This window comes from Ensifer sp. LC384 (genome assembly GCF_001695865.1).
Taxonomy (GTDB): domain Bacteria; phylum Pseudomonadota; class Alphaproteobacteria; order Rhizobiales; family Rhizobiaceae; genus Ensifer.
Map to the genome: position 1 here is coordinate 176,417 of NZ_MBST01000004.1, position 26,858 is coordinate 203,274.

General features: G+C 61.5%; 27 protein-coding genes and 1 tRNA gene. 19 read left to right on the forward strand and 9 right to left on the reverse strand.

Going from position 1 to position 26,858, the window contains the following annotated elements:
* Positions 1-9: 9 nt before the first annotated feature.
* Together BC363_RS06075 and BC363_RS06080 are read right to left on the reverse strand one after the other, a co-directional pair.
* The gene (locus BC363_RS06075) at positions 10-531 is read right to left on the reverse strand and encodes an EF-hand domain-containing protein (RefSeq protein WP_161952439.1); all 522 of its coding nucleotides are present in this window, start codon (positions 529-531) and stop codon (positions 10-12) included.
* A 128-nt stretch (positions 532-659) separates the two neighbouring features.
* The gene (locus BC363_RS06080) at positions 660-1,373 is read right to left on the reverse strand and encodes a pyrimidine 5'-nucleotidase (protein ID WP_083222708.1); all 714 of its coding nucleotides are present in this window, start codon (positions 1,371-1,373) and stop codon (positions 660-662) included.
* Between the two features lie 156 nt (positions 1,374-1,529).
* Between BC363_RS06080 and BC363_RS06085 the strand changes: the two genes are divergently transcribed.
* The 4 genes from BC363_RS06085 to BC363_RS06100 all read left to right on the forward strand — a co-directional run bounded on the left by BC363_RS06085 (position 1,530) and on the right by BC363_RS06100 (position 5,209).
* Positions 1,530-2,321 carry a sterol desaturase family protein gene (locus tag BC363_RS06085; protein WP_065783310.1) on the forward strand — a complete coding sequence of 264 codons (792 nt, stop codon included), beginning with the start codon at positions 1,530-1,532 and terminating at the stop codon, positions 2,319-2,321.
* A 59-nt stretch (positions 2,322-2,380) separates the two neighbouring features.
* Entirely contained in the window at positions 2,381-3,295 is a 915-nt protein-coding gene (locus BC363_RS06090) for a DMT family transporter (protein WP_065783311.1), read from the forward strand.
* Between the two features lie 70 nt (positions 3,296-3,365).
* Complete coding sequence (locus tag BC363_RS06095; protein WP_065783312.1) at positions 3,366-4,445, forward strand: trifunctional transcriptional activator/DNA repair protein Ada/methylated-DNA--[protein]-cysteine S-methyltransferase; 1,080 nt, start codon at positions 3,366-3,368, stop codon at positions 4,443-4,445.
* Positions 4,442-5,209 carry an isocitrate lyase/phosphoenolpyruvate mutase family protein gene (locus tag BC363_RS06100; protein WP_065783313.1) on the forward strand — a complete coding sequence of 256 codons (768 nt, stop codon included), beginning with the start codon at positions 4,442-4,444 and terminating at the stop codon, positions 5,207-5,209. Before BC363_RS06095 ends, BC363_RS06100 begins: the two co-directional genes overlap by 4 nt.
* 281 nt (positions 5,210-5,490) lie before the next feature.
* Here BC363_RS06100 and argB read toward each other — a convergent pair whose 3' ends face one another.
* A complete protein-coding gene (gene argB, locus BC363_RS06105) occupies positions 5,491-6,378 on the reverse strand; it encodes an acetylglutamate kinase (protein ID WP_053248842.1) in 888 nt (295 codons plus the stop codon).
* Between the two features lie 156 nt (positions 6,379-6,534).
* On the opposite strand from argB, the gene BC363_RS06110 reads away from it, so the two are divergent.
* From BC363_RS06110 to msrB, 4 genes are all read left to right on the forward strand, one after another.
* On the forward strand, positions 6,535-7,074 hold the full coding sequence (locus BC363_RS06110) for a sigma-70 family RNA polymerase sigma factor (protein ID WP_065783314.1): 540 nt from the start codon (positions 6,535-6,537) through the stop codon (positions 7,072-7,074).
* Positions 7,071-7,796 (forward strand): anti-sigma factor, encoded by a 726-nt coding sequence (locus BC363_RS06115; RefSeq protein ID WP_065783315.1) that lies wholly within the window; start codon positions 7,071-7,073, stop codon positions 7,794-7,796. Before BC363_RS06110 ends, BC363_RS06115 begins: the two co-directional genes overlap by 4 nt.
* 238 nt (positions 7,797-8,034) lie before the next feature.
* Complete coding sequence (locus BC363_RS06120) at positions 8,035-8,559, forward strand: fasciclin domain-containing protein (RefSeq protein ID WP_244519812.1); 525 nt, start codon at positions 8,035-8,037, stop codon at positions 8,557-8,559.
* 217 nt (positions 8,560-8,776) lie between these two features.
* On the forward strand, positions 8,777-9,271 hold the full coding sequence (gene msrB, locus BC363_RS06125; RefSeq protein WP_065783317.1) for a peptide-methionine (R)-S-oxide reductase MsrB: 495 nt from the start codon (positions 8,777-8,779) through the stop codon (positions 9,269-9,271).
* 46 nt (positions 9,272-9,317) lie between these two features.
* Here msrB and BC363_RS06130 read toward each other — a convergent pair whose 3' ends face one another.
* The 5 genes from BC363_RS06130 to rpmH form a co-directional block, all read right to left on the reverse strand.
* Entirely contained in the window at positions 9,318-9,857 is a 540-nt protein-coding gene (locus tag BC363_RS06130) for a DUF1269 domain-containing protein (protein WP_053248837.1), read from the reverse strand.
* Positions 9,858-10,080: 223 nt separating this feature from the next.
* Positions 10,081-10,734: a ribosome biogenesis GTP-binding protein YihA/YsxC gene (yihA, locus tag BC363_RS06135; RefSeq protein WP_065783318.1), complete on the reverse strand. Its 654-nt coding sequence runs from the start codon at positions 10,732-10,734 to the stop codon at positions 10,081-10,083.
* A 194-nt stretch (positions 10,735-10,928) separates the two neighbouring features.
* Entirely contained in the window at positions 10,929-12,725 is a 1,797-nt protein-coding gene (gene yidC, locus BC363_RS06140; protein ID WP_065783319.1) for a membrane protein insertase YidC, read from the reverse strand.
* Positions 12,725-13,123: a ribonuclease P protein component gene (gene rnpA, locus BC363_RS06145; protein WP_065783320.1), complete on the reverse strand. Its 399-nt coding sequence runs from the start codon at positions 13,121-13,123 to the stop codon at positions 12,725-12,727. Before rnpA ends, yidC begins: the two co-directional genes overlap by 1 nt.
* 20 nt (positions 13,124-13,143) lie before the next feature.
* The gene (gene rpmH / locus BC363_RS33260) at positions 13,144-13,278 is read right to left on the reverse strand and encodes a 50S ribosomal protein L34 (RefSeq protein WP_012706673.1); all 135 of its coding nucleotides are present in this window, start codon (positions 13,276-13,278) and stop codon (positions 13,144-13,146) included.
* Positions 13,279-13,666: 388 nt separating this feature from the next.
* Between rpmH and BC363_RS06150 the strand changes: the two genes are divergently transcribed.
* The 5 genes from BC363_RS06150 to BC363_RS06170 all read left to right on the forward strand — a co-directional run bounded on the left by BC363_RS06150 (position 13,667) and on the right by BC363_RS06170 (position 19,896).
* Positions 13,667-15,670 carry a methyl-accepting chemotaxis protein gene (locus tag BC363_RS06150; protein WP_065783321.1) on the forward strand — a complete coding sequence of 668 codons (2,004 nt, stop codon included), beginning with the start codon at positions 13,667-13,669 and terminating at the stop codon, positions 15,668-15,670.
* 244 nt (positions 15,671-15,914) lie between these two features.
* Entirely contained in the window at positions 15,915-16,715 is an 801-nt protein-coding gene (locus BC363_RS06155; protein WP_065783322.1) for a TVP38/TMEM64 family protein, read from the forward strand.
* A gap of 16 nt (positions 16,716-16,731) precedes the next feature.
* Positions 16,732-18,156 carry an FAD-dependent oxidoreductase gene (locus BC363_RS06160; RefSeq protein ID WP_065783323.1) on the forward strand — a complete coding sequence of 475 codons (1,425 nt, stop codon included), beginning with the start codon at positions 16,732-16,734 and terminating at the stop codon, positions 18,154-18,156.
* Between the two features lie 22 nt (positions 18,157-18,178).
* Positions 18,179-19,660: a HAMP domain-containing sensor histidine kinase gene (locus BC363_RS06165; RefSeq protein WP_065783324.1), complete on the forward strand. Its 1,482-nt coding sequence runs from the start codon at positions 18,179-18,181 to the stop codon at positions 19,658-19,660.
* A 159-nt stretch (positions 19,661-19,819) separates the two neighbouring features.
* Positions 19,820-19,896: transfer RNA gene (locus BC363_RS06170), tRNA-Arg, on the forward strand.
* 213 nt (positions 19,897-20,109) lie between these two features.
* On the opposite strand, the gene BC363_RS06175 is transcribed toward BC363_RS06170, so the two are convergent.
* Positions 20,110-20,580 carry an aminoacyl-tRNA deacylase gene (locus tag BC363_RS06175; RefSeq protein ID WP_065783325.1) on the reverse strand — a complete coding sequence of 157 codons (471 nt, stop codon included), beginning with the start codon at positions 20,578-20,580 and terminating at the stop codon, positions 20,110-20,112.
* Positions 20,581-20,748: 168 nt separating this feature from the next.
* Here BC363_RS06175 and BC363_RS06180 point away from each other — a divergent pair, with 168 nt between their 5' ends.
* The 6 genes from BC363_RS06180 to BC363_RS06205 all read left to right on the forward strand — a co-directional run bounded on the left by BC363_RS06180 (position 20,749) and on the right by BC363_RS06205 (position 26,802).
* The gene (locus BC363_RS06180) at positions 20,749-21,894 is read left to right on the forward strand and encodes an ISAs1 family transposase (RefSeq protein WP_065787367.1); all 1,146 of its coding nucleotides are present in this window, start codon (positions 20,749-20,751) and stop codon (positions 21,892-21,894) included.
* A 115-nt stretch (positions 21,895-22,009) separates the two neighbouring features.
* The gene (locus BC363_RS06185) at positions 22,010-22,828 is read left to right on the forward strand and encodes a sterol desaturase family protein (RefSeq protein ID WP_083223562.1); all 819 of its coding nucleotides are present in this window, start codon (positions 22,010-22,012) and stop codon (positions 22,826-22,828) included.
* 160 nt (positions 22,829-22,988) lie between these two features.
* Positions 22,989-23,975, forward strand: a complete 987-nt coding sequence (gene cysP, locus BC363_RS06190) for a sulfate ABC transporter substrate-binding protein (RefSeq protein ID WP_065784483.1) — start codon at positions 22,989-22,991, stop codon at positions 23,973-23,975.
* 93 nt (positions 23,976-24,068) lie between these two features.
* Positions 24,069-24,890: a sulfate ABC transporter permease subunit CysT gene (gene cysT, locus BC363_RS06195; RefSeq protein ID WP_065784481.1), complete on the forward strand. Its 822-nt coding sequence runs from the start codon at positions 24,069-24,071 to the stop codon at positions 24,888-24,890.
* On the forward strand, positions 24,887-25,780 hold the full coding sequence (gene cysW, locus BC363_RS06200) for a sulfate ABC transporter permease subunit CysW (RefSeq protein ID WP_065784479.1): 894 nt from the start codon (positions 24,887-24,889) through the stop codon (positions 25,778-25,780). The genes cysT and cysW overlap by 4 nt, the downstream gene beginning before the upstream one ends.
* A complete protein-coding gene (locus tag BC363_RS06205; protein WP_065784477.1) occupies positions 25,777-26,802 on the forward strand; it encodes a sulfate/molybdate ABC transporter ATP-binding protein in 1,026 nt (341 codons plus the stop codon). The genes cysW and BC363_RS06205 overlap by 4 nt, the downstream gene beginning before the upstream one ends.
* Positions 26,803-26,858: the final 56 nt, after the last annotated feature.

Here is a 26,858-nt window from a genome sequence, read left to right on the forward strand (position 1 = left end):
AGAAGCGCTCTAGATCTTCTTGCTGAAGTCGGCGGCCTCGATGACGCCGTCACCATTCTTGTCGCGGCGCTTGAACATCTTCTCGCTCGCGCTTGCGACTTCGGCAGCGCTTAAGGAACCGTTGCCGTCGGTGTCGACCCGCTTGAAGGCCTTGGGCCGCATACCGGGGACCATGGCCGGTCGTGCTTCCCTAAGCTGGGCAAGGGCCGCGTCGCGTTCCTTGCCTTCCTTGGCCTTGGCTTCATGCCAGGCCTTGCGGGCGTCGCTGAACGCCTGGCGCTTCGCCTTCATCTCGTCGGCGCTGATCTGGCCATCGCCATTGGTGTCGAAGGTCCTAAAGTTCGTGGTCATGCGCGCCTGAAACTCGTCAAGCGAAACCTTGGAATCGCTGTTTGTGTCCAGTCGCTTGATCATGCGTTCGGCCCGCTGCTCGGGCGTCAATTTTTCTCTGGCGGCAAATGATGGCGCAGCCATTCCGGTGATGGCGACGGCAAGGGCGGTCACGCCAAGGATCAGGGTTCTGTTCCGCATCATGCTTCCTTTCGATCGGGTTATCCCTGAACGAATGATAGGCCGCTGGAAGACAGGCACCAGTTAAACTTTGGTAATTTAAGTCTTTGGCCGGAAAGGGGTTTTTCCCTGGCCAAATTGTGTCGACGTCAGAGGTCGGCGACCACGCGCCTGAGGAAGCCGGCGAGATCCTCGGTGACGTAATCGATCTGCTCGTCCTCGTCTCCGGACTGCTCCCAGGATTCGGCGAACTCGTATTCGAAGTTGCGCGGCACCAATAGTACCGTCTTCATCCCAAGCGTTTTCGGAACCAGGAGATTGCGCGGCAGGTCCTCGAACATCACGGCATTTCGAGTATCGACCCGGTGCAGGCTCATGAACTTGTCATAGGTTTCGCCGGCCGGCTTCGGCACGAAATCGGCAGCGACGATATCGAAGATGTCGCTGAAGTGATCGAGAATGCCGAGCGCGCGGGCGGTCATCTCCGCATGCGCGACGCTGCCGTTGGTAAAGATGAACTTGCGCCCCGGCAGCGCCTTGATGGCTTCACCCAGCGTCGGGTCCGGCGGCACGATGCTGTAGTCGATCGCATGCGCCTTTTCCAAGAAGTCGTTCGGGTCGATGCCGTGATGGATCATCAGGCCTTTGAGCGTCGTGCCGTGGTCGCGGTAGTAGTCCTTCTGCAGCTTCTTCGCATCCGCCGGCTCGAGCGACAGCAGCGCCGAAACGTAAGCCGTCATGTTGCGGTCGATCTGCGAGAACAGATTGACGTGATGCGGGTAGAGCGTGTTGTCCAGGTCGAAGACCCAGTCGGTGACATGGGCGAATTCGTCGTGGGTCGGCAGGCGGTCGAGCTTTTTCATGACCGCCTTATGACATGGCGGTGAATGGCGGCAAACGACAAAATGCACGTCCGAGCGTGGGTTGTCCTGCCGACGTGCACATTTCCACTTTGACTTGCCAAAACGGCATGGCATCTTTCGGCCGGCGCGGTTTTTGACCTGGGACGGCAGATGCCAATGTCGGACGAACTGTTCTATCTGCTGTTTCTGTTCGGGTTTTACGCCACGACAGTCGTTACCTATTTCGCTCTCGGCTACGGCCTCACCTGGTTCAACGGGCGCAATCCAGAGAGAAAGATTCAGAAGGGACGCGGTTCTGACAAGCGCCGCAAGGCGGAGATCCGCCAGAGCCTGGCGTCGATGTTCAGCGCCTGCCTGCCGTTGACGATCGGCCTCTACGCCCAGCAAAAGGGCTGGGCGCCGGCACCCTGGACCTTCAATTGGTGGGCGGCGGCGCCGCTCTTCATCCTGTGCATGTTCCTCTACGATACCTGGTTCTATTTCATGCATCGGCTGCTGCACACCAAGTGGCTCTATTCGCTGCACGCCCTTCATCACAGAAGCGTCGCACCGACGATCTGGAGCACCTATTCGGAGGATGTCTTCGACAACTTCCTTTTGCAGAGTTTTTCAGCCGTCATCGTTTTCGTCGTCCCGTTTCCGCCAGCGATCCTCATCGGACACCGACTGTTCGAACATTTCAACGGCATGATCGGGCACTGCGGGTTCGAGTACTTCGCCTCGTCGACGGCGCGTTATCCGTCCCCTCTGTTGTGCACGACGTTCCATGACCAGCATCATTCCGGCTTCAGGTACAACTACGCCAACTATTTCTCCTTCTGGGATCGCGTGCTGGGCACGATCTCGCCACACTACGACCAGCGCGTGAAGACATTCGAGGAGGAGGGGCCTCCGCTTACATTCAGTCAGCCCGCCCAACTGGTGGAGGCTGAGGAAAAGCTGGACTGAAGCGCTGCGGCTGCACTGAGTTCTTGGCAACATCCGGACCCGCATGCTAGCTCGCAGCCATGGAATCCTGGGTACTCATCACCGTCGCTGCGGCCTTCCTTCAGAATGTCCGCTCCGCCATGCAGAAACATCTGAAGGGCGTCATGGGCACGACCGGCGCCACCTTCGTGCGTTTCGGTTTCGGCCTGCCTTTTGCGTTTCTCTATCTTTTCGTGCTCTGGCGCGTGGCGGGCCATCCGCTGCCGGTGCCGAACGGCACCTTCTTTCTCTGGGCGGTGGTCGGCGGCCTGGCGCAGATCGCCGCGACCTTCCTGCTCGTGCACCTGTTCTCCTTCCGCAATTTCGCGGTTGGAACCGCCTATTCGCGCACCGAGCCGGCCCAGGCAGCGCTCTTTGGCCTCATTTTTCTCGGGGAGAGGGCAAGCGAGGGCACGCTGGTGGCGATCGCCATCTCCGTCGTCGGCGTGATGCTGATTTCGGTTGCCCGCACGACGCTCAGCCCGCGCTCGCTGGTCACCTCGGTTTTCAGCCGCACCGCCGGCATCGGCCTTCTCTCTGGAACGTTCTTCGGGCTTTCGGCCGTTTCCTATCGTTCGGCCTCGCTGGCGCTGGCGCCCAGCCTGCCGGCGCCGGACTACATGATGCAGGCCAGCTTCACGCTCGGCTTCGTCATTCTGCTGCAGACGGCTGTCATGCTGATCTGGATCGTGCTGCGCGAACCGGCCGAGCTGAAGCGCATCGCCGCTGCGTGGAAGCCTGCCTTCGTCGTCGGTTTCGTCGGCGCCTCCGCTTCCTTCGGCTGGTTCATGGCGATGACGCTGCAGCAGGCGGCGATCGTGAAAGTGGTGGCGCAGATCGAGATGCTGTTCACATTCGCCTCGTCCTTCTTCATCTTCCGCGAGTGGATCAATCGTCTCGAACTCGTCGGCTGCCTCCTGATCGTGCTCGGTGTGGTGACGCTCATCCTTCTCTGAGCTGTCGCCGGAAAAAATAGACGCCCGAAAACCGGCGCCCGCCCCGTCGGAGGCATGGTAGAAAGGCTGCATGTTGTTCGACCTTCCTTCCGACGAAACGCTCTACGATGCGCTGATTGCGCGCAGCACCGAATACGAGGGCGCAGCCTTCGTCTGCGTCAAGACGACGGGCATTTTCTGCCGCCTCTCCTGTCCCGCCCGCAAGCCGAAGCGCGAGAACACAATCTTCGTCGGCTCGATCGGCACCTGTCTCGAGACCGGTTTTCGCCCGTGTCAGCGCTGCAAACCGCTCGCGACCGTCGGCGCCAAGGATCCGCTGGTCGATGACCTGCTGCAGGCGCTGGAGTCAGCGCCCGAGCGCCGTTGGACCGAAGACGACCTGGTTCGGCGCGGACACGATCCCTCGACCGTTCGCCGTGCCTTCAAGCGCAACCTCGGCATCACCTTTCTCGACCTGGCCCGACATCGACGCCTGGGCCTTGCCGCAAGGCAGCTCGCCGAGGGCGGCCGGGTCATCGATGCGCAGATCGACGCTGGATACGAATCGCCGAGCGGCTTTCGCGCCGCCTTTGCCAAATTGCTCGGCGAAGCGCCGGCAATGTCGCAGGGCCGCGAGCTTCTGTTTGCCGACCGCATCGATACGCCGCTCGGACCGATGGTGGTAGTCGCCGACAAGACGCATCTGCATATCCTCGAATTTCATGACCGCAAGGCGCTGCCGACCGAGCTGGAGAACCTGAAGCGTAAGACCCGCTCGGCGATCGTGCCGGGCCGCACCGCGCCGATCGACCAGATGGAAGCGGAGCTGAAGGCCTATTTCTCGGGCGAACTCGCAGAGTTCCGCACGCCGCTGGCGCTTGGCGGCACCGCCTTCGAGCGCGCGGTCTGGGCGAAGCTCGTGAAAATTCCGCTCGGCGAAACGCGTTCCTATGGTGACATCGCGCGCGAGGTCGATACGATCCAGGCCGTACGTGCCGTCGCCAAAGCCAACGGGTCCAACCAGATTGCCATCGTCATTCCCTGCCACCGCTGCATCGGCTCCGATGGCTCGCTGACGGGATACGGCGGTGGGTTGTGGCGCAAGCAATGGCTGCTCCGGCACGAAGGCAAGATGAAACCTGTGGGATTGTTTGCGGAGGAAATGCAATGAACCAGACTGAAAAGGCCACTGAATTCGCCGCTCTGCATCGCAAGGGCGATCCGGTGGTGCTCTACAACATCTGGGACGCCGGCAGCGCCAAGGCCGTCGCCGAAGCTGGAGCCAAGGCGCTCGCGACCGGCAGCTGGTCGATTGCCGCCGCGCACGGGTTCGGCGATGGCGAGAAGGTTCCGCTCGCGCTGCTTGCCGATATCGCACGGCTGATCGTCTGCTCGACGGAGCTGCCGGTCACGGTCGATTTCGAGGGCGCCTATTCCGACGATCCGGCAACGGGGGCCGCCAACGTCTCGCGTCTCATCGACGTCGGTGCCATCGGCATCAACTTCGAGGATCAGGTGGTCGGCAAATCAGGCGTGCATGCGGTCGAAAAGCAGGCCGCCCGCATCCGCGCGATCCGCGAGATGGCGGACCGCCGCGGCGTGCCTTTCTTCATCAATGCCCGCACCGATCTGTTCCTGCAAGAGAGCGATTCCGCCCGCCATGCCGGCCTCGTCGACGAGGCGATTGCACGCGGAAAAGCTTTTGCCGACGCCGGCGCCAGCGGCTTCTTCGTGCCGTGGCTGGTCGATGCCGGGCTGATCGCCAAGGTCTGTGCCGCCTCGAGCCTGCCGGTCAATGTGATGATGCGGCCCGGCGCGCCGGATCTGAAGACGCTGGCCGGCGCCGGCGTCGCCCGCGTCAGCTATGGCCCGTTCCCCTACCGGGCGATGATCGAAAAGTTGAAGCAGGAAGCCCAGGCCGTTTACCAGGCCTGAGCATTTCCAGGACATGCGCGAAGCGGATTTCCGTCAGGAAGTGCGCAGAAACGAGGAGATAGAGCGCTTCTGTGGCTAGCTTAGACCGGAAACGCACTCCTGCATAATTCCTTAAGTCGGAATCGATTTAAGGGCAAAATTATGCAGCAACTCAAAGTGTTACAGCGACCTTTGCGCGTCTAAATAGACGCGCGGCGCTGTAAAGAATCGGCCCAAAATGGAAGCGGGACACGGCCCGAACACCGTATCCCGCTTTTCCATGCTTCTCGTCGTGCTGTCGATCAGGGAACGATCAGCGTGCCGGCGCCGCGCTCGGTGAAGATTTCGAGCAGCACCGAATGCGCCGTCTTGCCGTTGAGGATGACGACGCCCTGGACGCCGGCCTTGATCGCTTCGATGCAGGTCTCGACCTTCGGGATCATGCCGCCGGAAATCGTGCCGTCGGCGATCAGCGCCCGTGCCTGGGCCACGGACAGTTCCTTGATCAGCTTGCCTTCCTTGTCGAGCACGCCGGGAACGTCGGTCAGGAACAGGAGACGGGTGGCGTTCAGCGCGCCGGCGATGGCGCCGGCAAAGGTGTCGGCGTTGATGTTGTAGGTGTGTCCGTCACGGCCGGGCGCTACCGGCGCGATCACCGGGATCATTTCCGAGCGGGCAAGCAGGTCGATCAGCGTGCGGTCGACCTCGACCACCTCGCCGACGAAGCCGAGATCAAGCACGCGCTCGATGTTGGAATCCGGATCCTTGATGGTCTTGCGCGCCTTTTCGGCGAAGACCATGTTGCCGTCCTTGCCGCAAAGGCCGATCGCCCATTCGCCGGTCTGGTTGATGAGGGCGACGATCTCCTTGTTGATGGAGCCGGCCAGAACCATCTCGACGATCTCGACGGTCTTTTCGTCGGTGACGCGCAGGCCGCCTTCGAACTTCGATTCGATGCCCATCTTCGTCAGCATCGCGCCGATCTGCGGGCCGCCGCCATGCACGACGATCGGGTTGACGCCCGACTGCTTCAACAGCGCGATGTCGCTTGCAAAGGCCCGGCCGAGTTCGGCATTGCCCATGGCGTGGCCGCCGTATTTCACGACGATCGTCTTGTTCTCGTAACGCTGCATGTAGGGCAGGGCCTGGGTAAGCAGGCGTGCCTGGATTTCACTTTCATTGGCGGACATGGCGGACCCTCGAAAAATACCGGCTGCTGTTTAGCGCAACTTCCCGGTCGATGGAATGATCGGCGAGCAACATAAAACAGCAATGACGATGCACGCTGGCGGATCGCGATTTGTGCCCTATGTCCTGTCTCAGGAATGCATCGGGTCGGGTTGGCAATGATCGACGACGAAATTTCCGGACTGCTCGGCCGTGTTTCGCTCAGGGATCGCGCGGCCTTTACCGAACTTTACCGGCTGACCAGTCCGAAACTTTTCGCCATTTGTCTGCGTATCCTTGGAGATCGGAGTGAAGCGGAAGAAGCGCTGCAGGAAATCTACGTCAGAATCTGGCAGCACGCCGACCGTTTTTCTCCCGGCCAGCCGACGCCGATGTCCTGGTTGGCGGCAATTGCGCGCAACCGCGCCATCGACGTGATCCGGGCGCGCAAACCCATCGCCAACGCGATTGACGAAGCCTATGATTTGGCTGATCCTGCTGCCGATCCGGAAAAATCGGCAGTGATCAGAGCAGAAGGCAGGCGTATCGATGCATGCATGGAGGAGCTCGAGAACGATCGGGCGGACGCCGTGCGGCGCGCCTATGTCGAAGGTCTGAGTTACCAGGAACTGGCTGAAATATATGCTGTGCCGCTGAACACGATGCGGACTTGGTTGAGGCGCAGCCTGTTGAAGTTGAGAGAGTGCATGGAGCGATGACAGCGTCCACCCCCGACAAAGGAGATTTCCGCCGCGACGAAGTGATCGCCGGGGAATATGTGCTGGGCGTGCTGTCCGCCGACGACCGCCGCAAGGTCGAGGCTCGCCTTGCATCCGACCGCCACTTCGCCGCCATGGTCACGCGCTGGCAAAACAACCTTTCCTCCTTCGACGAAGCCTATGATCCCGTCGTGCCGCCGGCACGGACGTTCGCCGCGATCGAGCGCCGGCTTTTCGAAACGGCGTCGTCGCCAACCGCGGTCCCGGTGCGGGCGGGTCTCTGGCAATCGCTTGCCCTGTGGCGCGGCCTGGCACTCGCCTCGCTCGCGGCGGTCGCCATCATGGGCGCGTCCATGGCGGGCCTGTTTGCGCCGCCCTCCGGCGGCCGGCCGCTTGTCGCCGAAATGACCGGCAAAGGTATTTCGGTCGATCTCGTCGCCCGTTTCGATCGGGATTCCGGCCATCTGAGGGTGACGCCCGTTGCCACGCGGCAGGCGAAGCAGAAGTCGTTGGAACTGTGGCTCATCAACGGCGACAATCCGGCCGTTTCCCTCGGGGTGCTGCCCCAGACCGGTGAGGGCGAGATCATCATCGCCCCGGCCATGCGGGCGAAATTTTCGCGAGGCTCGGTTCTTGCCGTCAGCATCGAGCCGCTCGGCGGCTCGCCGACCGGATCGGCCACCGGCCCGATCATCGCACTCGGCAAGGCCCGCGATCTCTAAATCAGCACGCGCGCTCCTTCCCGTTTCCGTAGCCTCGGCCGCGTCCAACGTGATTTTTCGCCAAACCGATCGGCAATCCGAAATTTCCTGAAACTCTTTTTCCAAGGCTTCCGTTGCTTGTCATGTTCCCGAGGAGGGAACGGCAGTTTCAACGAGGCGGCTGGGTGTCGCCTCCCTGACAGGTTCAACAGGAAGGAAGACTAAGATGTTCCCCTTTGGTATCCGTTCATTCGCAGCCATGGCCATACTGACCGCGAGTGCTGCAATCGCCCATGCCGAAAACCCGATGGTCGGTGGCGCGGCGATGTATGCGGACAAGAATATCGTCGAAAACGCCGTCAACTCGAAGGATCACACCACGCTGGTTGCGGCGGTCAAGGCTGCCGGCCTGGTCGAGACCCTGCAGGGCAAGGGCCCGTTCACGGTGTTTGCGCCGACGAACGAGGCCTTCGACGCCCTCCCGGCCGGCACGGTCGACACGCTCCTGAAGCCGGAAAGCAAGGACAAGTTGACCAAGGTCCTCACGTGCCATGTCGTTTCCGCCGATGCGATGTCGTCGGCGATCGCCAAGATGGTCAAGGACGATGGCGGCGAACACGACGTCAAGACGGTCGGCGGTTGCGTTCTGAAAGCCAAGGATGACGGCGGCAAGATCACGCTCACCGACGAGACCGGCGGCACGGCCACCGTCACCATCGCCGACGTCAAGCAGTCGAACGGTGTGATCCACGTGATCGACAAGGTGCTGCTGCCCAAGGGTTGACCCTTCCACTTCCTCCGGATCGCCGCGGCGGACATTCGCAGGCGATCCGCCGCCGGAGGTCTCGTGGCTCCGGCGCTCCTGCCATCGATCGCTTGCGATCGGTGGCCTTTTCAACTCTGCTCCTTCACGGCGCTTTGATCGGTCTTGTTTTGCCGGGTGACCGGCCGGCGGCTATCTTCGACCTCGGCGGCGCGAAGGGCATGACAAGGAGGGTTCGATCGTGAACCGGCGGAATTTTCTGATCTTCGGCGGAACCCTGAGCGCGATCGCGCTGGCGAAGGGCCTTCCGCTTCCGGCGCGCGCTGCCTCCGGCGAAACGTTCGAGGTCACCAAGACCGACGCTGAATGGCGGGCGATCCTGACAGACCAGCAGTACCGGATCCTGCGCCGGGAGGGCACCGAGCGTCCGTTTACCAGCGCACTCAACAATGAAAAGCGTAAGGGCACCTTTCAATGCGCCGGCTGCGCGCTCCCGGTCTATTCGTCCGAAGCCAAATATGACAGCGGCACGGGTTGGCCGAGTTTCTGGCAGTCCTTGCCCGGCGGCGTGGCGACACGCGAGGACACGTCACTGTTCATGACGCGCACGGAATGTCACTGCCATCGTTGCGGCGGACATCTCGGTCACATCTTCGACGATGGTCCGCCGCCGACCGGCAAGCGCCATTGCATCAATGGTTTCGCGTTGACCTTCGTGCCGGCCAGCGCCTGACAGTGGTTCCTGCGGGCAAAGAACTGCGCCCGCAGGAACGTCGCACTTAGAACGTGCCGGCTTGCGGCGAAGGCGTCTGGGCGTCGGAGAGTGCCGCCTGGAGCTTCTGCTCCTGCTCGGGTGACAGCGATGTTTTCAGAACGCGGCCGCGCAGGCCCGAGAATTCGGCCAGAACCTTTTCCGGCTGCACCTTGCGCACCAGGATGAACAGCGCCGACGAGTTGTTCGGGATGGTGTTGCCGAGCGATTTGATGAATTCGTCGTCGATGCCGTAGTCGGTCAGCGAACCGGAAAGTGCGCCGGCACCGGCGCCAAGCGCGCCGCCGATGGCAAAACCGGCGAGCGGATTGAGGAACAGCAACCCGACAAGTCCGCCCCATATGGAGCCGGACAAGAGGCCAGAGGTCGCCCCGATCGCGGTCAGGTTGAGGCTTTGCTTGAGGTGGACCTTGCCTTCCGCGTCTCGCACGACGACGACGGCGTCCTCGAGATCGATCAGATATTCCTTCTTGAGGCCGGCGAGCTTGACGAGAACCTTGTCGGCTTCTTCAGGCGTATCGAATCCCACAACGATCAAATCGGACATGTGTCTCTCCTATCCTTGACGCTATCGCGCAAGGAAGCGCGCGACTGCACGGCAGAGATAGAGCGGTTTGCATGTCAGGGTAGTGACGGAGATCAAAGACTTTACAGCGCCGCGCGTCAAACATGACGCGCTAAGGACGCTGTAACGCTTTAACCGTGCCGCATAATTTTCGCCTTAAATCGATTCCGATTTAAGGAATTATGCAGGAGGGCGATTGTCGCTCTCAGCGCGAAAGCGCAAGCTCGATCGTCGCGCGAAGCTCGTCGATGCCTTCACCCTTCTCCGACGAGGTCGACAGCACCTCGGGAAACGCGGCGGGATGCTTCTTGATCTTCTCGAGCGTCTCGGCAACCAGCCGCGGCACGCCGGCGGCCTTGATCTTGTCCGTCTTGGTCAGGATGATCTGGTAGGAGACGGCTGCCTTGTCGAGCAGCGACAGCACGTCCTCGTCGTTCTTCTTGATGCCGTGGCGGGAGTCGATCAGCACATAGACGCGCTTCAGCGTCGCGCGGCCGCGCAGGTAGTCGAACACCAGCTTGGTCCAGGCATCCACCTGCTCCTTCGGTGCCTGGGCATAGCCGTAGCCGGGCATGTCGACCAGCGCCATCGGCGGCAGGTCGCCCGCTTCGCCGGAATAGCCGTCGGGCACGAAATAGTTGAGTTCCTGAGTGCGTCCGGGGGTGTTGGATGTGCGCGCCAGTCCCCTTTGGCCGACCAGCGCATTGATCAGTGACGACTTGCCGACATTGGAGCGGCCCGCGAAGGCGATTTCGGTCGGCCCTTCCGGCGGCAGGAACTTCATCGCCGGGACGCCGCGAATGAAAATCCACGGCCGGCCGAACAGCGGCTTGTCGTCTTTTGTCTTTGTGTCGGCCATCGGTCTTCATTCCTTCGTCAAGATTGGCCTTGGCTTCACGGTTTTGGCCGGCGATGTCAAGCTTTCGGCACGGCGCAGCTAACGAACCGGCCGGATTTACCGGGGCAGCCGTTCGCCGATGAGAACAGCGGGACGAACAAAAAGGCCCCGGACCTTTAAGGTCCGGGGCCTTTTGAAGGCTTGGTTTGCCGGCGTCACTCCGCCGGCTTGGGTTTCTTCGAGAACAGGTTCTTCAGATTGTCGAACAGTTCGATCTTCACGCCCTGGCGCTTCATGATGATCGACTGCTGCAGCACCGAAAGCGTGTTGTTCCAGGCCCAGTAGATCACCAGACCAGCCGGGAACGATGCCAGCATGAAGGTGAAGACCACGGGCATCCAGGTAAACAGCATCGCCTGGGTCGGATCCGGAGGCGTCGGGTTCATGCGCATCTGCACGAACATGGTGACGCCCATGATGATCGGCCAGACGCCGAGATGCAGGAAGGACGGTGCGTCGAACGGCAGGAGGCCGAAGAGGTTGAAGAGCGTCGTCGGATCCGGCGCAGACAGGTCGTGGATCCAGCCGAAGAACGGCGCGTGCCGCATCTCGATGGTGATGTAGATCACCTTGTAGAGCGCAAAGAACACCGGGATCTGGATGAGGATCGGCCAGCAGCCGGCGAGCGGGTTGATCTTCTCTTCCTTGTAGAGCTGCATCATCGCCTGCTGCAGGCCCATGCGGTCGTCGCCGAACTTCTTCTTCAGTTCTTCCATCTTCGGCTGAACCTTCTTCATGTTCGCCATCGAAGCGTATTGCTTGTTGGCGAGCGGGAAGAACAGAAGCTTGACGACGATCGTGGTCGTCAGGATGGCGATGCCGAAATTGCCGAACAGACGGAAGAAGTAATCCATCATTTTGAACATCGGCTTGGTGATGAAGTAGAACCAGCCCCAGTCGATCAGCTTGTCGAAGTTGGGGATAGAATAGGCGGCTTCATAGTTGTCGACGACGGGAACTTCCTTGGCGCCGGCAAAAACGAGGTTCTTGAGTTCCGAGGACTGACCGGCCGCAATCGTGATTGCGTCGCTCTTGTAGTCGCTCTGGTAGCGGGCGCGGCCGTCGGTGAAGTGCGAGAAACGGGTCTCGTAAGGCGTTGCCTGCGGCGGAACGACCGCTGCAGCCCAATATTTATCGGTGATGCCGAGCCAGCCGCCGGTCGCCTTGCCCGGCTCGATTGCCTTATCGTCCTCGATCTTCGAGTAGCCGACTTCCTGCAGGCCATGATCGCCGATGACGCCGATGAAGCCTTCATGCAGAACGTAGACGCTCGGCGTCGTCGGCTTGTTGAAGCGCGTCACGCGGCCGTAGGACGACAGCGACACCGGCTCAGTCGTACCGTTCTTGATGCTGTCGACCACCTGGAACATGTAGCGTTCGTCGACCGAGATCGTCCGGTTGAAGGTGATGCCCTTGTCGTTGGTGTAGCTGAGCGTCACCGGGGTCGAAGGCGTCAGCTTGTCGCCGCCCGAAAGCGTCCAGACGGTCTGCGGGCCGGGCACGCTGCCGCTTGCCGCATCGCCGACATAGCCGATTTCGGTGAAGTAGCCGTCGGTGGTCTCGGCCGGGCTGAACAGGGTGATGATCGGGCTCTGCTTGCTGACGGTCTCGTGGTAGGCCTTGAGCTTGAGGTCGTCGAAGCGTGCGCCGGTCAGGTTGATGGAACCGGAAACCGCCGGGGTGTCGATCGCAACGCGGGCCGACTTCGCCAGCGCCTGGTCGCGGTTTTCGCCCGTTCCCGGAACTGTGCCGCCAGGCAGGGCCTGACCGGTCGCCGGCTGCTGGGCCGTTGTACCCGGCTGCGATTGGGCCTGCTGAGCCTGCTGGGCCTGCAGCGCTTCCGCAGCGATGCGTTCCTTTTCCATCTTCGGATTGACGTAAAGGAACTGCCAGGCGACGAGGATCAGCACGGACAGGCCAATCGCCACGAAATAGTTGCGGTTTTTTTCCATCATTGTTTCCTGGAACCGGCCGGCGGCCGCTTCTGTTTCGGCTTGTTTTCGATGCGCTCGCCAAGCCCCCGGGTCAAGGCGTGAAAGGGGGCATTCAGGAGATCGCGTCGCGCGACAATCACATAGTCGTGTCCGGGTTTCATTGCAAACCCGGCGGAAAGCCGCACCGCCTCTTTCAGGCGTCGGCGCATCCGGTTTCGCTCGACGGCATTGCCGTGTTTCTTGGTAACGGTGAAGCCGACGCGGGCTTCGCCCTCCGGATCGTTGCGGTCGAGCACTTCAAGGAGAAACAGCGGGCCTCTACGGCTTTCTCCTGCCCGAACGGCCAAAAACTGCGGACGGCTTTTCAGCCGCCCGACAGTCGTTTTGTCTTTATCTGACGTCATGTGCCCGGACACTGGTTTCGGGCAACTTCGGCTTAAGCCGAAAGACGCTTGCGGCCACGAGCCCGGCGGGCTGCGAGGACCTTCTGGCCACCCTTGGTGGACATGCGTGCACGGAAGCCGTGACGGCGCTTGCGAACAAGCTTGGACGGTTGGTAAGTACGCTTCATTTATTTTAATACCGCGGTGTGCGGCCCTTCTTGGGTTTGCCTGTAGCAAGGAGCGTTTACGTTCCAGACATAGCTCCGCCTGTCGGGCAGGCAGGTTTGGCCGGACGTGCGCGGCTTATAAAGGCAAATTTCCCGGAAAGTCAATCATGCGGCCCGTTCGATGGGCAAAAGTGATCGGATCCCGTTCTCCGTGGCGGGCCGATTTCGCACGCGCAACCCGCAACGCGCTATCTCAGACTGGTAAACAGAGCGCTAACCGGCACTCCCCAGAATGCCGGCTGTCCACGGCGATCTTTATTAACCATGCATATTTTAGCGTGGCTGTGGTGCAATGAGGCCGCGACCCTTCCGATAACCGGACAAGTCTTGCGGTGTCGTGGAGGCAGGGATGAAAATACGTGGTAAGATCAATCTGATCGTCGGGGTGATGAGCCTCCTGGCGATCGCGGTGACAGGCATGTCGCTGCTGGTCGTTTCTCAATACAACAATCGGTTCCATCAGTATCAGAACGCTTCGGAGCGCGCCTTCAACGGCGAGCACCTCAATCGACTGGTGACCGGCGTCGTCATGGAAGCGCGCGGGATTTACGCAGCGCCGACCATCGAAAAAGCAAAGCCCTTTGCAGAGGGCATTCTGAAGAACCTCGAAAAGATCGATACGCTGTTCAAGGAATGGCGCCCGCTCGTGCCGGCCGAAACGCTCGCCTCGTTCGATGCGCTGACCAAGCGCGCCGAGGAGTTCAAGACGTTCCGCGTCGAAACAGCGCGTCTCGGCCAGGAGGTTTCTCCGAAGGCGGCCAACGAACAGGGCAACACCGATGCCAACCGCGCCAACCGCAAGGCGTTCCAGGCCGAGATCGACGCCGTCGTCGAAGCCAACCTTGCAACGCTCGAGACCGTCAAGGCTGACATCGCCTCGTTCGAGCGTTCGGTCATCGTCATCATTCTCGGCATCGCCGGGCTCGGGCTTGCCGTTGGTATCGGCACCGCCTTCTACATCGGCACCAACCATCTGAGTCGGCCGATCCTCGACCTCACCGGCAAGATGAAGCTGCTGGCCGGCGGCGACCTTTCCGCCGACGTGCCCTTTGCCGATCGCAAGGACGAAATCGGCGAAATGGCTGCGGCTGTGCAGATCTTCAAGCAGAACGGCCTTGCCGTTCGCGATCTCAACGCCCAGGAAGCGGCGCTGCGCGAAAAGAGCGCCGATCTGCAGACGAGCATCGGTGTCGTCGTCTCGGCTGCGGCCGCCGGCGACTTCACCAAGCGCATCGGCAAGGACTACGAGAACGACGATCTCAACCGCTTTGCGTCGAGCGTCAACGAACTTGTCGGCAGCGTCGATGCCGGCATTGCCGAAACGCGCCGCGTCATCGCCAGCCTTGCTGGCGGCGACCTGACACAGAGCATGAACGGTCATTTCCAGGGCGCCTTCGCCGAGCTGCAGAAGAACGTCAACGAAACGTTGTCGACCTTGCAGAAGACGCTGCGCGAAGTGCGTGTCACCACGGACTCGATCAACGGCAATTCGTCCGAGCTTCGCTCTGCCGCCGATGATCTGTCGAAGCGCACCGAGCAGCAGGCCGCCGCCCTTGAAGAGACGTCCGCCGCTCTCGACGAGATTACCGTGGCCGTCAGGAGCTCGACCGAGCGGGCGCAGGAAGCGACCGTGATGGTCAACGAAGCCAAGGAAAGCGCTGCCGAATCCGCCGCTGTCGTGCGCAATGCGGTCGAGGCGATGGGCCGGATCGAGCAGGCATCGAGCGAGATCGGCCAGATCACCAACGTCATCGACGAGATCGCCTTCCAGACCAACCTGCTGGCGCTCAACGCCGGCGTCGAGGCGGCGCGTGCCGGTGATGCCGGCAAGGGCTTTGCCGTCGTCGCCCAGGAAGTGCGCGAGCTGGCCCAGCGGGCGGCGAGTGCCGCCAAGGACATCAAGGCCCTGATCTCGAAGTCTGGCTCGGAAGTCGCAACCGGCGTCCGGCTCGTGCAGGAGACCGGCTCGGCGCTTGGCGAGATCGAGGAGCGCGTGCTCAAGATCAACGATCATATCCACTCGATCGCCACGGCTGCGCGCGAGCAGTCGACCGGTCTCGGCGAAGTCAGCACCGCCGTCAACCAGATGGACCAGGTCACTCAGCAGAACGCCGCCATGGTGGAAGAGGCCAATGCCGCGACCCACAAGCTGTCGGCGGAAGCCAACAACCTGGCGAGCCTGATCGCCTACTTCAAGCTCGATGGCGCTGCGGCGGCGCGCACGATTGCGCCGGCCAGGGAAACCAGCCGTCCGGTGGAATCGCCCGCGCGCCGGATGATGGGCAACGTCGCCCGCGCCTTCAGCGGCGGATCCTCGGCTGCCGTCGCCAGGGACAACTGGGAAGAGTTCTGATCCGACCGGTTTGACGGATCGCAACCATTGACGCCCGCGGACGACTGACGTCTCCGCGGGCGTTTTCCCTGGAAAAACTGCGATCAAGGCAGGGGTGCCGCCGCCGCGACTGTTGTGTCACGGCAACGTGAGTTGTCTTGTCGGTCCGTTCACGCTGACGTTTTGCGACGCGACCATTCGTTATTGGTGCCCGGTATGGATTCCCGATACTGCAAGGACAGAGTTTTCCAAGAAACGAAATCACATGCACCGAAGCGCCATCAACAGAGCCGGGGATGCCCGCCCAACGCCGCCGCAGGCGCTTGACGGGGGCTCGCCCGAAGACCGCGGCAAGATCGCGTGGCGCCTGGTGCTGTTGGCCCTGCTTGTCGCCGGCGGTTTTGCCGCCTACGCCTTCGGTCTTCAGCGTTATCTCTCGCTGAGCGCACTCGTCCATCACCGCGAGGCGTTGCGCCTCTATGTCGAAGCCTATCCGCTTCAGGCGGCCGGTCTGTTTTTCCTCGTCTATGTCGCGGTGGTTGCCTTCTCGGTCCCAGCCGCCTCGGTTCTGACGATCTTTGCCGGCTTTCTCTTCGGGTATGCCGGTGGCGGTCTTCTCGTCGTTGCTGCCGCGACGCTCGGCTCATGCCTGTTGTTTCTGGCGGCCCGCAGCGTGTTCGGTGATCTCTTGCGGCGGCGCGCCGGGCCGTTTCTCGCGCGTTTTTCCGATGGGTTCTGCCGCAATGCGTTTCTCTATCTTCTCGTCCTGCGGCTGGCGCCGGTCTTTCCCTTCTTCATCGTCAACATCGCGCCGGCTTTTTTCGAGGTGAGATTGAGGACGTTCGCGATGGCAACCTTGATCGGCATCATTCCCGCCACCTTCGCCTATGCCTGGCTCGGCGGCGGGCTCGACGAGGTGATTGCCCGCTCGACCGCTGCCGGTCGCGAGCTGTCATTCTCGGATTTCGCCACGCCGAAGTTGACTTTGGCGCTTGTGGCACTTGCGCTCATTGCGGCATTGCCACTCGTCTTCAAGCGAGTATGGTCGCGCCGCAAGGCTGTTTGACGGGCGTGGGGCAGGCGTGGCGAAGGTCATTAATCCGGATATCTGCGTGATCGGTGGCGGTGCCGCCGGACTTTCCGTGGCGGCGGGCGCCGCTGCCTTCGGCGTTCCCGTGGTGCTGATCGAGCGCGGGCTGATGGGCGGCGATTGCCTGAACCATGGATGCGTGCCGTCGAAGACGCTGATCGCCGCCGCCAGGCACGCGCAGGCGATCCGCATGGCGGGTGGGTTCGGCCTGACCGCAAGCGAGCCCGTCGTCGATTACAAGCGCCTTCATGCCCGCATCCAGGCGGTCATCGCCGGCATCGCGCCGCACGACAGCGTCGAGCGCTTTACCGAGCTCGGCGTCGAGGTGCTGCAGTCCTCCGCCCGGTTCGTCGATGAGAACACCGTTGCTGCCGGCGATCACCTTATCCGTGCCCGGCGTTTCGTCATCGCCACCGGCTCCTCGCCTGCCGTCCCTCCCATTCCGGGCCTGGAAACCGTGCCGTTCCTGACCAACGAGACCCTGTTCGATCTGACCCGGCTTCCGGCTCATTTGGTCATTGTCGGTGCGGGACCGATCGGCATCGAGATGGCGCAGGCCCATCGCCGGCTCGGTGCCGACGTCACCGTCATCGAAAGCCGACGGGCGCTTTTGGACGCCGATCCGGAGCTGGCCTCGATCGCCATTGCCGCGCTTCGGCACGAGGGCGTGGTCCTGCACGAGGCAACGACGATCCTGGCGGCCGAACACGTCGGTAGCCGGATCATTCTGCGGTGCGAAAACGGAAGCGGCGCTTTCCAAGTTGAAGGCAGCGATCTCCTGATTGCAGCAGGCCGTCGTCCGAACCATGCATCCCTCGGCCTTGCTGCGGCCGGTGTGGACTACAGCGACAAGGGCATCGAGGTCGGGCCGGATCTCAGGACCAGCAATCGCCGGGTCTACGCGATCGGCGATGCTGCAGGCGGACTGCAGTTCACGCATGTGGCGAGCTACCATGCACGGCTCGTGCTGCAGCAGATGCTGTTTCGGCTGCCGGCGCGCGAAAACAGGGCGATCGTGCCGAGGGTCACCTATACCGATCCGGAAATCGCCGAGGTCGGATTGAGCGAGGCCGAGGCGCGGCAAAAACTCGGCGCCGTCGACATCATCAGGACCGATCTTGCCACGAGCGATCGCGCCCGCACCGACGGGATCGAGGCGGGCCTGATCAAGATCGTCGTCGGCCGCCGTGGACGCATCCTCGGTGTTGGCATAGCCGCCGCCAGCGCAGGGGAGCTGATCAACATGTGGTCGCTTGCGGTCGCCAACGGCATGACGCTCAAGCAGGTTCGCGGCTATGTCGCACCCTATCCGACCCTTTCCGAGATTGGAAAACAGGCGGTCATCTCCTATTATGCGCCCTTGGCGAAGACTGCCGTCGTACGGTCCGCCATCAGGGCCTTGCGGTATTTCGGCTGACGGACAGGGAATTTTCGGGACGATGAGCGAAGGGGCGCAGCCGACGACGGTGAGTGAAGCGCCGCGAGCCGCAGCGGGCTTCTTCCGCGGGCTTTCGGGCAAGCTGCTGCTTTTGACGATCGTTTTCGTCATGCTGGCCGAGGTGCTGATCTTCGTGCCCTCGGTTGCCAACATGCGCATCCGCTGGCTGCAGGATCGGTTGAACACCGTCGCTGCCGCTGCCGTCGTCGTCGACGGCCTGCAGAATGTCGAGCTGCCGCGCAACGTGCAGGATGACACGCTGATGGCGACGGGCACCAAAGCGATCGTCATTCGCCGCAAGGATGCCTCGCGGATGATCGCCGCCGCCGACATGCCCTCCGAGATCGACGGCGAATACGACACTGCCAATTTCACTGCCTTTGCCGCGATCCGCGATGCGTTCGATACGCTGCTCTTCGGTGGCGACCGGGTGGTGCGCGTCTATGGGCCGCTCGGTGAAAGCGACGCGGTGATCGAACTGGTGATGGCGGACGCCAGCCTGCACAAGGCGATGCTCGTCTATTCCCGCAACGTGTTCTTCCTGTCGATCATCATCTCGCTGATTACCGCGACCCTGATCTTTCTTGCCATCAACCGGATGCTGATCGTGCCGATCCGGCGGATGACGGCGAGCATGCAGGAATTCTCCGACGATCCCTCCAATCCGGCGCGCGTGCTCGTTCCGCCGGAGGGGCGTGACGAACTGGCGGTCGCCGGCCAGCATCTGGCCAGCATGCAGCGCGAGCTGCAGAAGACGCTGAAGCAGCAGAAGAGCCTTGCCGAGCTTGGCCTGGCGGTGTCGAAGATCAACCACGACATGCGCAACATCCTGTCGTCCGCGCAGCTGATCTCCGACCGTCTCGCCGATGTCGACGATCCCGTCGTCAAGCGCTTCGCGCCGACGCTGCTGCGGGCGATCGATCGCGCCGTCGGCTATACCCGCGAGGTTCTCTCCTACGGCCGCACGACCGAGGCCGAGCCGCATCGCCGTTTCGTCGCACTCAGGCCGCTGGTCTCCGATGTCGCCGAGTTGCTTTCGATCGATCCGCAATCCGGCATCGAGTTCCAGATTCAGGTGCAGGACGACCTTGAGGTCGATGCCGACAGCGAGCAATTGTTCCGGGTGGTGCACAATATCTGCCGCAACGCCGTCCAGGCCCTGACGAATCACGAGGCCGGGGACGGCCGGCCACGCGTCGTCAGCGTTTCGGCGATGCGCATGGGCAGCGTCGTCACCATTTCCGTCGACGATACCGGCCCAGGCATGCCGCCGAAGGCGCGCGAGAACCTTTTTGCCGCCTTCCGCGGCTCGGCACGCTCCGGCGGCACCGGCCTCGGCCTGGCGATTGCGCGCGAACTGGTGCTCGCCCATGGTGGAACGATCGCTCTGGTCGAGAAGCCGACGCCGGGAACGCTTTTTCGCATAGAATTACCGGATCGCCCGGTGCCGCTCGATGCGTTTCGCTCAAAAGCCCGCCATTAAAGGGGTTTGCGGGCGATATCGGACGCCGATATCGCCTTGCCAATCCACAGCTTCAGACCTTTCCGTCGTAAAAATGAAACTTTTTTCGGGAAAGGCGCTTGCAATCCCCGGAAGGACGTTTTAGAGGATCGCCACGCAAGCGGTTCGCCGCTTCGGAACGCACCCGTAGCTCAGCTGGATAGAGCACCAGACTACGAATCTGGGGGTCAGGAGTTCGAATCTCTTCGGGTGCGCCAACAATTTCAAAGCCTTAACTGAAGGCACATTCCTCAGCATTCCCTAGACGTTCACACCTATGTTTTGGTGCGTTCTTCTGTGCCAGTCTTTCAGTCCTCCGTGAACTTTAAAGATCGCAGGTGAAGGCGTGGCTTCCAACACGCTCTCTGGGCCCCCCGCAGGCACCACTCCGCGTCGACCGCTGCGAGGCGCACGATGCAGGATCGTCGCGTCTACGGTAGGTGGCTGAAGCGAGCGACCTGCGCATCCTTCATCAGGCTGCGAAAGTTAGGCCCGGTGACATGCACCAGTGTTTTGTGGTCGCCGCCTTCGAAATAGACGTCGCTGGCGTCGCCGAGGCTTTCGTCGAGGATCATCGGCACATCGTAGGCTGATCCGATCGGCGGCACCGCGCCAATGTCGCAATCGGCGAAAAGCGAACTGACCTCCTCCTCCGAGGCGAGGCCAAGGCGCTTGTTCATAACACTCTGCAATGTGGAGAGCTCGATCCGGTGCGTGCTCGGAACAACGGCGAGGACGTACCCCATTTCGTGGTGTACGACGACTGACTTGGCCAGTCTGCTGCCCGGGATATGCGCAGCTCGCGCCGACTGGCTGGTTGTCGCTGTACGATGATGGGCGACGGTGTCGTAGGCGACCCCTTCGCCGTCGATATAGTCCTGAAGTTTCCTTGCGATAGTCATAGTTGGCGCCCTTCGTCTCACGTTGTGACGCATAAAGGGACATTCTCCTCTCATCACCTGCGAAGTCAACGACGAGCCTGCGGCCACCACGGCCCTGAACTCAGGTTAACGGGGATTTCGGGAAGCGTACGAGTCTGATTCAAGAGTGTTGGTGATCTGGAGGCCGACATGATTGAAGATGATCGCCCGCGGCTGCGGGTTTTGCTGGACCATTTTGGGCTGGTTGAGGATGAGCGGGAGCAATGGCGGGTGGCCCATCCATTGCCGGAGGTGCTTCTGCTGGTGGTCTGCGGCACGATCGGGGCGTGTGACGATTTCGACGAGATTGTCGAATGGGGCGAGGATAACCTGCCGTTCCTGCGGCGTTTTCTGCCCTATCACCATGGCATACCCGGCTCGCGCTGGCTGCGCATCCTGCTCAACCGGATCGATCCGGCGCTCTTTTCGGATTGCTTCATGTCGTGGGCTTCGACGCTTCGCCCCGATGCTCCGGCGCTGGTGGCGATTGACGGAAAAACCTCGCGCGGCAGCCATGACCGCTCCAATGGCCGGGCGGCACTGCATCTCGTCTCGGCTTTCGCCACCCGCGAACGGCTGGTTCTCGGACAGGAGGCGGTGGCGACGGCAAGCTGCGAGCAGGACACCATCCCCTTGCTGCTGGAACGGCTGGCCGAGAAGGATCGCCTGAAGGGCGCACTCGTGACCATTGACGCCATTGCCTGCAATGCCAAAACCGCCCAGGCGGTGCTCGATGCGGGCGCGGATTACCTGCTGGCAGCCAAGGCCAACCAGCCCGGTCTGATGGGCGAGATCGAGCGCTTCTTTGCCGATGCTCCGGAAAACCTCACCTCAACCGTCATCGAAGTCGACAAGGGCCATGGCCGGGTCGAAGAGCGGCGGGTCACCGTCTCCACGCAAATCGACTGGCTCTCCGGCGACAGGCGCTTTCCCGGCGAATACCGCCTCCCGTCCATCGCCACCATCATCAAGGTGCAAGCGCAAGTCTATGAAAAGTCCAGGAAAAGCAGCCAGGTCCGCTTCTATATCTCCTCGCGCTCGATGACCGCGCTCCAGTTCGCCGAGGCCATCCGCGGCCATTGGGCCATCGAGAACTCGCTGCACTGGGTGCTCGACGTCACCTTCAACGAGGACGCCGCCCGATCTCGAACCGGACATGGGCCCGCCAACATGGCCATCGTCCGCCACTTCGCCATCAACATGGTTCGAAGCCATAAAGACAAGCGCAGCATCAAGCTCAGACGAAACAAAGCCGGCCGAAACCCTCAATACATGGCCGAAATCATCGCAGCTTGACCGTTAACCTGGATTCAGGGCCGTGGTAAGTCAGGCGCTTCCCTTGCCTTGGCTCGCCTGCTCGGTATAGTCAGGTATTCTGCCTGTCTCCCACGCTACAGCACCGGATCTCCACTTGAACGCGTTCGTCCAGGGCACCCTGACTTTTCTCGCCATTCTCGCAGTTATCTACGCCGCGACGGTGCTTCTCTATTTTGCGCTCGGTTACGGCATCACCTGGCTCAATGATCGTAATCCGGAGCGGCGCATCCAGAAGGGGCGGCGGGGCGAGAAACGCAAAGCGGTCGAGATCCGCCAGAGCATGGCGTCGATCCTTGTGACCTGCACGTCGGTGGCGATCGGTCTTTTTGCCCAGTACCAGGGCTGGACTTTATTCGCGCCCTGGGCCTTCAACTGGTGGACGGCCGTGCCGCTCTTCCTGCTGTGCATGGTGCTGTTCGACGCTTGGTTCTATTTCGCGCACCGGCTGCTGCACACAAAGTTGTTCTACAAGTATCACCTGCTGCATCACCGCAGCGTCGCCCCGACCGTGTGGAGCAACGATTCGATTGGCCTCGTCGATACCGCGCTGTCGCAGGGCTTTTACGCTGTGATCGTCTTCCTGGTGCCGTTTCCGCCGCTGATCCTGCTGGCCCATCGGCTGTTCGACCAGATCAACGGCACGTTCGGGCATGCGGGTTTCGAATATTTTGCCTCGCCGACGGCGCGTTATCCCTGGCCACTGCTGTGCACCACCTATCACGACCAGCATCACGCCGAGTTCAAATACAACTACGCCAACTATTTCTCCTTCTGGGATCGCGTTCTCGGCACGATCTCGCCGGTCTATGACCGCAGGGTGGAGACGTTCGAAGGAGAGGCGCCCGCCATCAGCCTCAAGCGGCCGTCGCAGTTAGCTCCTGCACAAGAGGCGACGCCAACCTCGGATCGCTAGTTTTTGGGCCACAGCCGCAAAGCCATTTTCTCTGATATCCGAGTTCGTTAGGTGATTTTTCCCGTTCGAGAAACAACCTAAGATCACGGTGCCTCGTCGTCTCCTGTAGCGGCCGATAGGTTTGTTTTAACCTGCCGCCTCTATTCCACCGGAGATACCCATGAAGAAACTGCTGATCGCGGGCGCCGCCTTTGTCGCGCTCCTGAGCGGACCGGCCCTTGCCGAAGCACCGACCACCCTTCTCAATGCCTCCTACGACGTTGCGCGGGAAGTTTTTGCGGCCGAGAACGAAGCCTTCATCAAGGCGCATCCGGGCATCACCGTCGACCAGTCCCATGCCGGCACTTCGAAGCAGGCGCGCGCGATCGTCGAGGGCCTGGAGGCGGACGTCGTCACTTTCAATCAGGTGACCGATATCGACTTCCTGGCAAAGAACGGCTTCGTCGCTGAGGGATGGCAGACGGAGTTTCCGAACAACGCTTCGCCGTTCTATTCCTTCCCGTCCTTCCTGGTGCGTGCCGGCAACCCAAAGGGCATCAAGGATTGGGGCGATCTTGCGCGTGACGATGTGAAGGTGGTCTTCCCGAACCCGAAGACATCGGGCAATGCGCGCTACACCTATTTGGCGGCAACGGCCTATGCGAAAGAAGCCTTCAAGGATGATCCGGCCAAGGTCGCAGAGTTCGTCAAGAAGATCTTCGACAACGTACCGGTCTTCGATACCGGCGGCCGCGCAGCAACGACGACCTTCGTCGAGCGCGAGATCGGCGACGTGATCATCACCTTCGAGGCGGAAACCCGCTCGATCGCCAAGCAGTACGGCACCGACAAGTTCGAAAGCGTCGTGCCTTCCGTCAGCCTGCTGGCAGAATTCCCGGTCGCCGTTGTCGACAAGGTGGCCGACAAGCGCGGCTCGCGTGAACTGGCAAAGTCCTATCTCGATTTCCTTTACACCGAGGAGGGCCAGAAGATTGCCGCTGAATACGGCCACCGCGTCCACAACGAAAAAGTGGCGGCGGAGTTCAAGGACCAGTTTCCGGAGATCCGCCTCGTGACGGTCGAAAACGTGTTCGGCGGTTGGGGCAAGATCAAGGAGGAACACTTCGCTTCGGGTGCAGCGCTCGATCAGATCTACGGCAATCGCTGAGCTGCGAAAGCAAGACCAATCTACTTTACCCGGCGAGTTCCGCTCGCCGGGTCCTGCCATGAATGAAAGCCATGCCGTCGTGGAGGCGATCCCTTGAAACGCAATGTCCTGCCCGGCCTGCCTCTGTCGCTGGGCATCACCCTTTTTTATGTCGCGCTGATAGTCGTGTTGCCCTTGGTGGCGCTTGCCTTCAAGGCGGCGAGCCTTGGACCTTCGGAATACTGGGCGATCGTTTCTTCGCCGCGCGCTGTTGCCAGTTACCGCGTCACCGTGCTTTCGGCACTTGTCGCCACCGCTTTCAACCTCGTGTTCGGCCTGGCGCTTGCCTGGGTGCTTGTTCGCTACCGCTTTCCCGGACGTCGGATCATCGACGCGATCGTCGATCTGCCCTTTGCCCTGCCGACTGCCGTTGCCGGCATCGCGTTGACGACCCTTTTTGCATCGAACGGCTGGTTCGGTGCGCTTCTCGCACCCTTCGGCATCAAGGTTGCCTACACGCCGCTCGGCATCATGGTGGCGATGTGCTTCACCAGCCTGCCCTTCATCGTTCGCACCGTGCAGCCGGTGCTTGAAGACCTCGACCCTGCGCTGGAAGAGGCAGCGCAATCACTTGGCGGTTCGGATAGCGCTATCTTTGTGCGCGTCATCCTGCCGTTGTTGATGCCGGCGCTGCTTGCGGGCTTGTCGCTGTCCTTCGCCCGGTCGCTGGGGGAGTTCGGGGCGATCATCTTTATTGCCGGAAACCAACCGATGGAAACGGAAATCACTGCATTGCTCGCCTTCATCCGGCTTGAGGAATACGACTATCAGGCGGCCGCCGCGATCGCCTCCGTCTTGTTGATCACCGCTTTCCTGATGTTGGCCACCACCAATCTTCTGCAGGCCCGTGCCTTGAGCTATACCGCGAGGTCTTGACGATGACGCCGACCAGACGCAAACCGCCGCGCGTCGGTGACGGACCAATCATACGGCGCGTGCTGATTGGCACGACGCTGTTTTTCGGCGCCATTTTAGTGCTCGCGCCGCTGATTGTGATTGCCGTCGAAGCTTTCAGCCAGGGTGTGAGGGCCTACGGTGCCACGATCGCTCATCCGGATACCCGCCACGCCATTTTCATGACGGTCGCAACCGCCTTGATCGCCGTTCCCGTCAATACTGCCTTTGGTCTTGCTGCCGCCTGGGCGATCACGAAGTTCGACTTCTGGGGACGGCGGGCCCTGCTCGTCGTCATCGAGATCCCATTCTCGATATCGCCGATCGTCGCCGGCGTCGCCTATCTCTTCGTCTACGGTCTGCAAGGGCTGTTTGGCCCGATGCTTGAGGCGGCGGATATCAAGATCCTCTTCGCGTTGCCGGGAATCGTCCTTGCCTCGATGTTTGTGACAGCGCCGTTCGTTGCGCGCGAGCTCATTCCGCTGATGCAGGCGCAGGGCAGGGACCTCGAAGAGGCTGCGACCTCGCTTGGAGCCTCAGGCTGGCGCACGTTTTTCTCCGTCACGCTTCCCAATGTGAAATGGGCGCTGCTTTACGGTGTCGTTCTATGCAACGCCCGTGTCATGGGCGAGTTTGGCGCAGTCTCGGTGGTCTCCGGCAATATTCGCGGCCAGACCAACACGCTGCCGCTTCATATCGAGCTGCTCTATCACGATTACCAGGCGGCCGGCGCCTTTGCGGCCGCCTCGATCCTCGCGACGCTCGCCGTCGTCACCATCATTGCCAAGGTTGCGCTGGAGCGCCGCGGTGCCGGTCGCCGGCCGGCGCTTGCCGCAGCGACTAACGAACCCAATGCAGGAACCCCCCCATGAAAATCCGTCTCGACCAGGTCGTAAAGACCTTCGACACGTTCCGCGCCGTGCATGGCGTTTCGCTCGATATCGAGAGCGGACAACTGGTGGCGCTCCTCGGCCCTTCGGGCTCTGGCAAGACGACGATCCTGCGCATGGTGGCCGGGCTCGAATATGCCGATGGCGGCCACATCTACTTCGGGGACCAGGACGCGACCGATATCCCAGTGCGCGACCGCCGCGTCGGTTTCGTTTTCCAGCACTACGCGCTCTTCCCGCATATGACGGTTGCCGAGAACATCGCCTTCGGCATGAAGGTCTCCAAAACAAAGCGCAGCAAGTCAGAGATCGCGACACGTGTCTCACGACTCCTGCGGTTGGTAAAGCTCGAAGGGTTTGGTGCGCGCTTCCCCGGCCAGATTTCGGGCGGTCAGCGTCAGCGCGTAGCACTCGCGCGCGCACTGGCAGTTGATCCGAAAGTCCTACTTCTCGACGAACCGTTCGGCGCGCTCGATGCCAATGTCCGCCGGGACTTGCGCCGCTGGCTGCGCGAGATCCACGATGAGCTCGGAATCACGACCCTGTTCGTGACGCATGACCAGGAGGAGGCGCTCGATCTTGCCGACCGTGTAGTCATCCTCAATGAAGGCAAGATCATACAGCAGGGAACTCCTGCGGACGTTTGTCGACATCCGGGCTCGCCATTTGTTACGCAGTTTCTCGGGGACGTGAACAAGTTTCCAGGCGTCGCAAGGGACGGTTTCGTTTTTGTTGGCGAGACGGCAACTGGTATCGCGTCTACCGAAAGTGGTCCTGTCGACGTCTTTGTAAGACCTAGAGATACTATTTGGCAGAAGGATGCTGGCGGTATTCCCGTGGATATCGAGCGTATCTTACATCGACCCGATGGATTGACTGTTGTTGGCACGACCAAAGATGGTGTTCGAGTGGAGTTTGAAAGCCCTGATCAGGCTGAACCCGATTTGTCTCGGCGGGCTGGCATTATCCTTAGGAACCCGCAGGTTTTCCCGAGAGATATCTAACCGCGTGCGCACGTCGTGGCGTAGGGACCTTGGAAAGCACTGTGAACGAACACGAG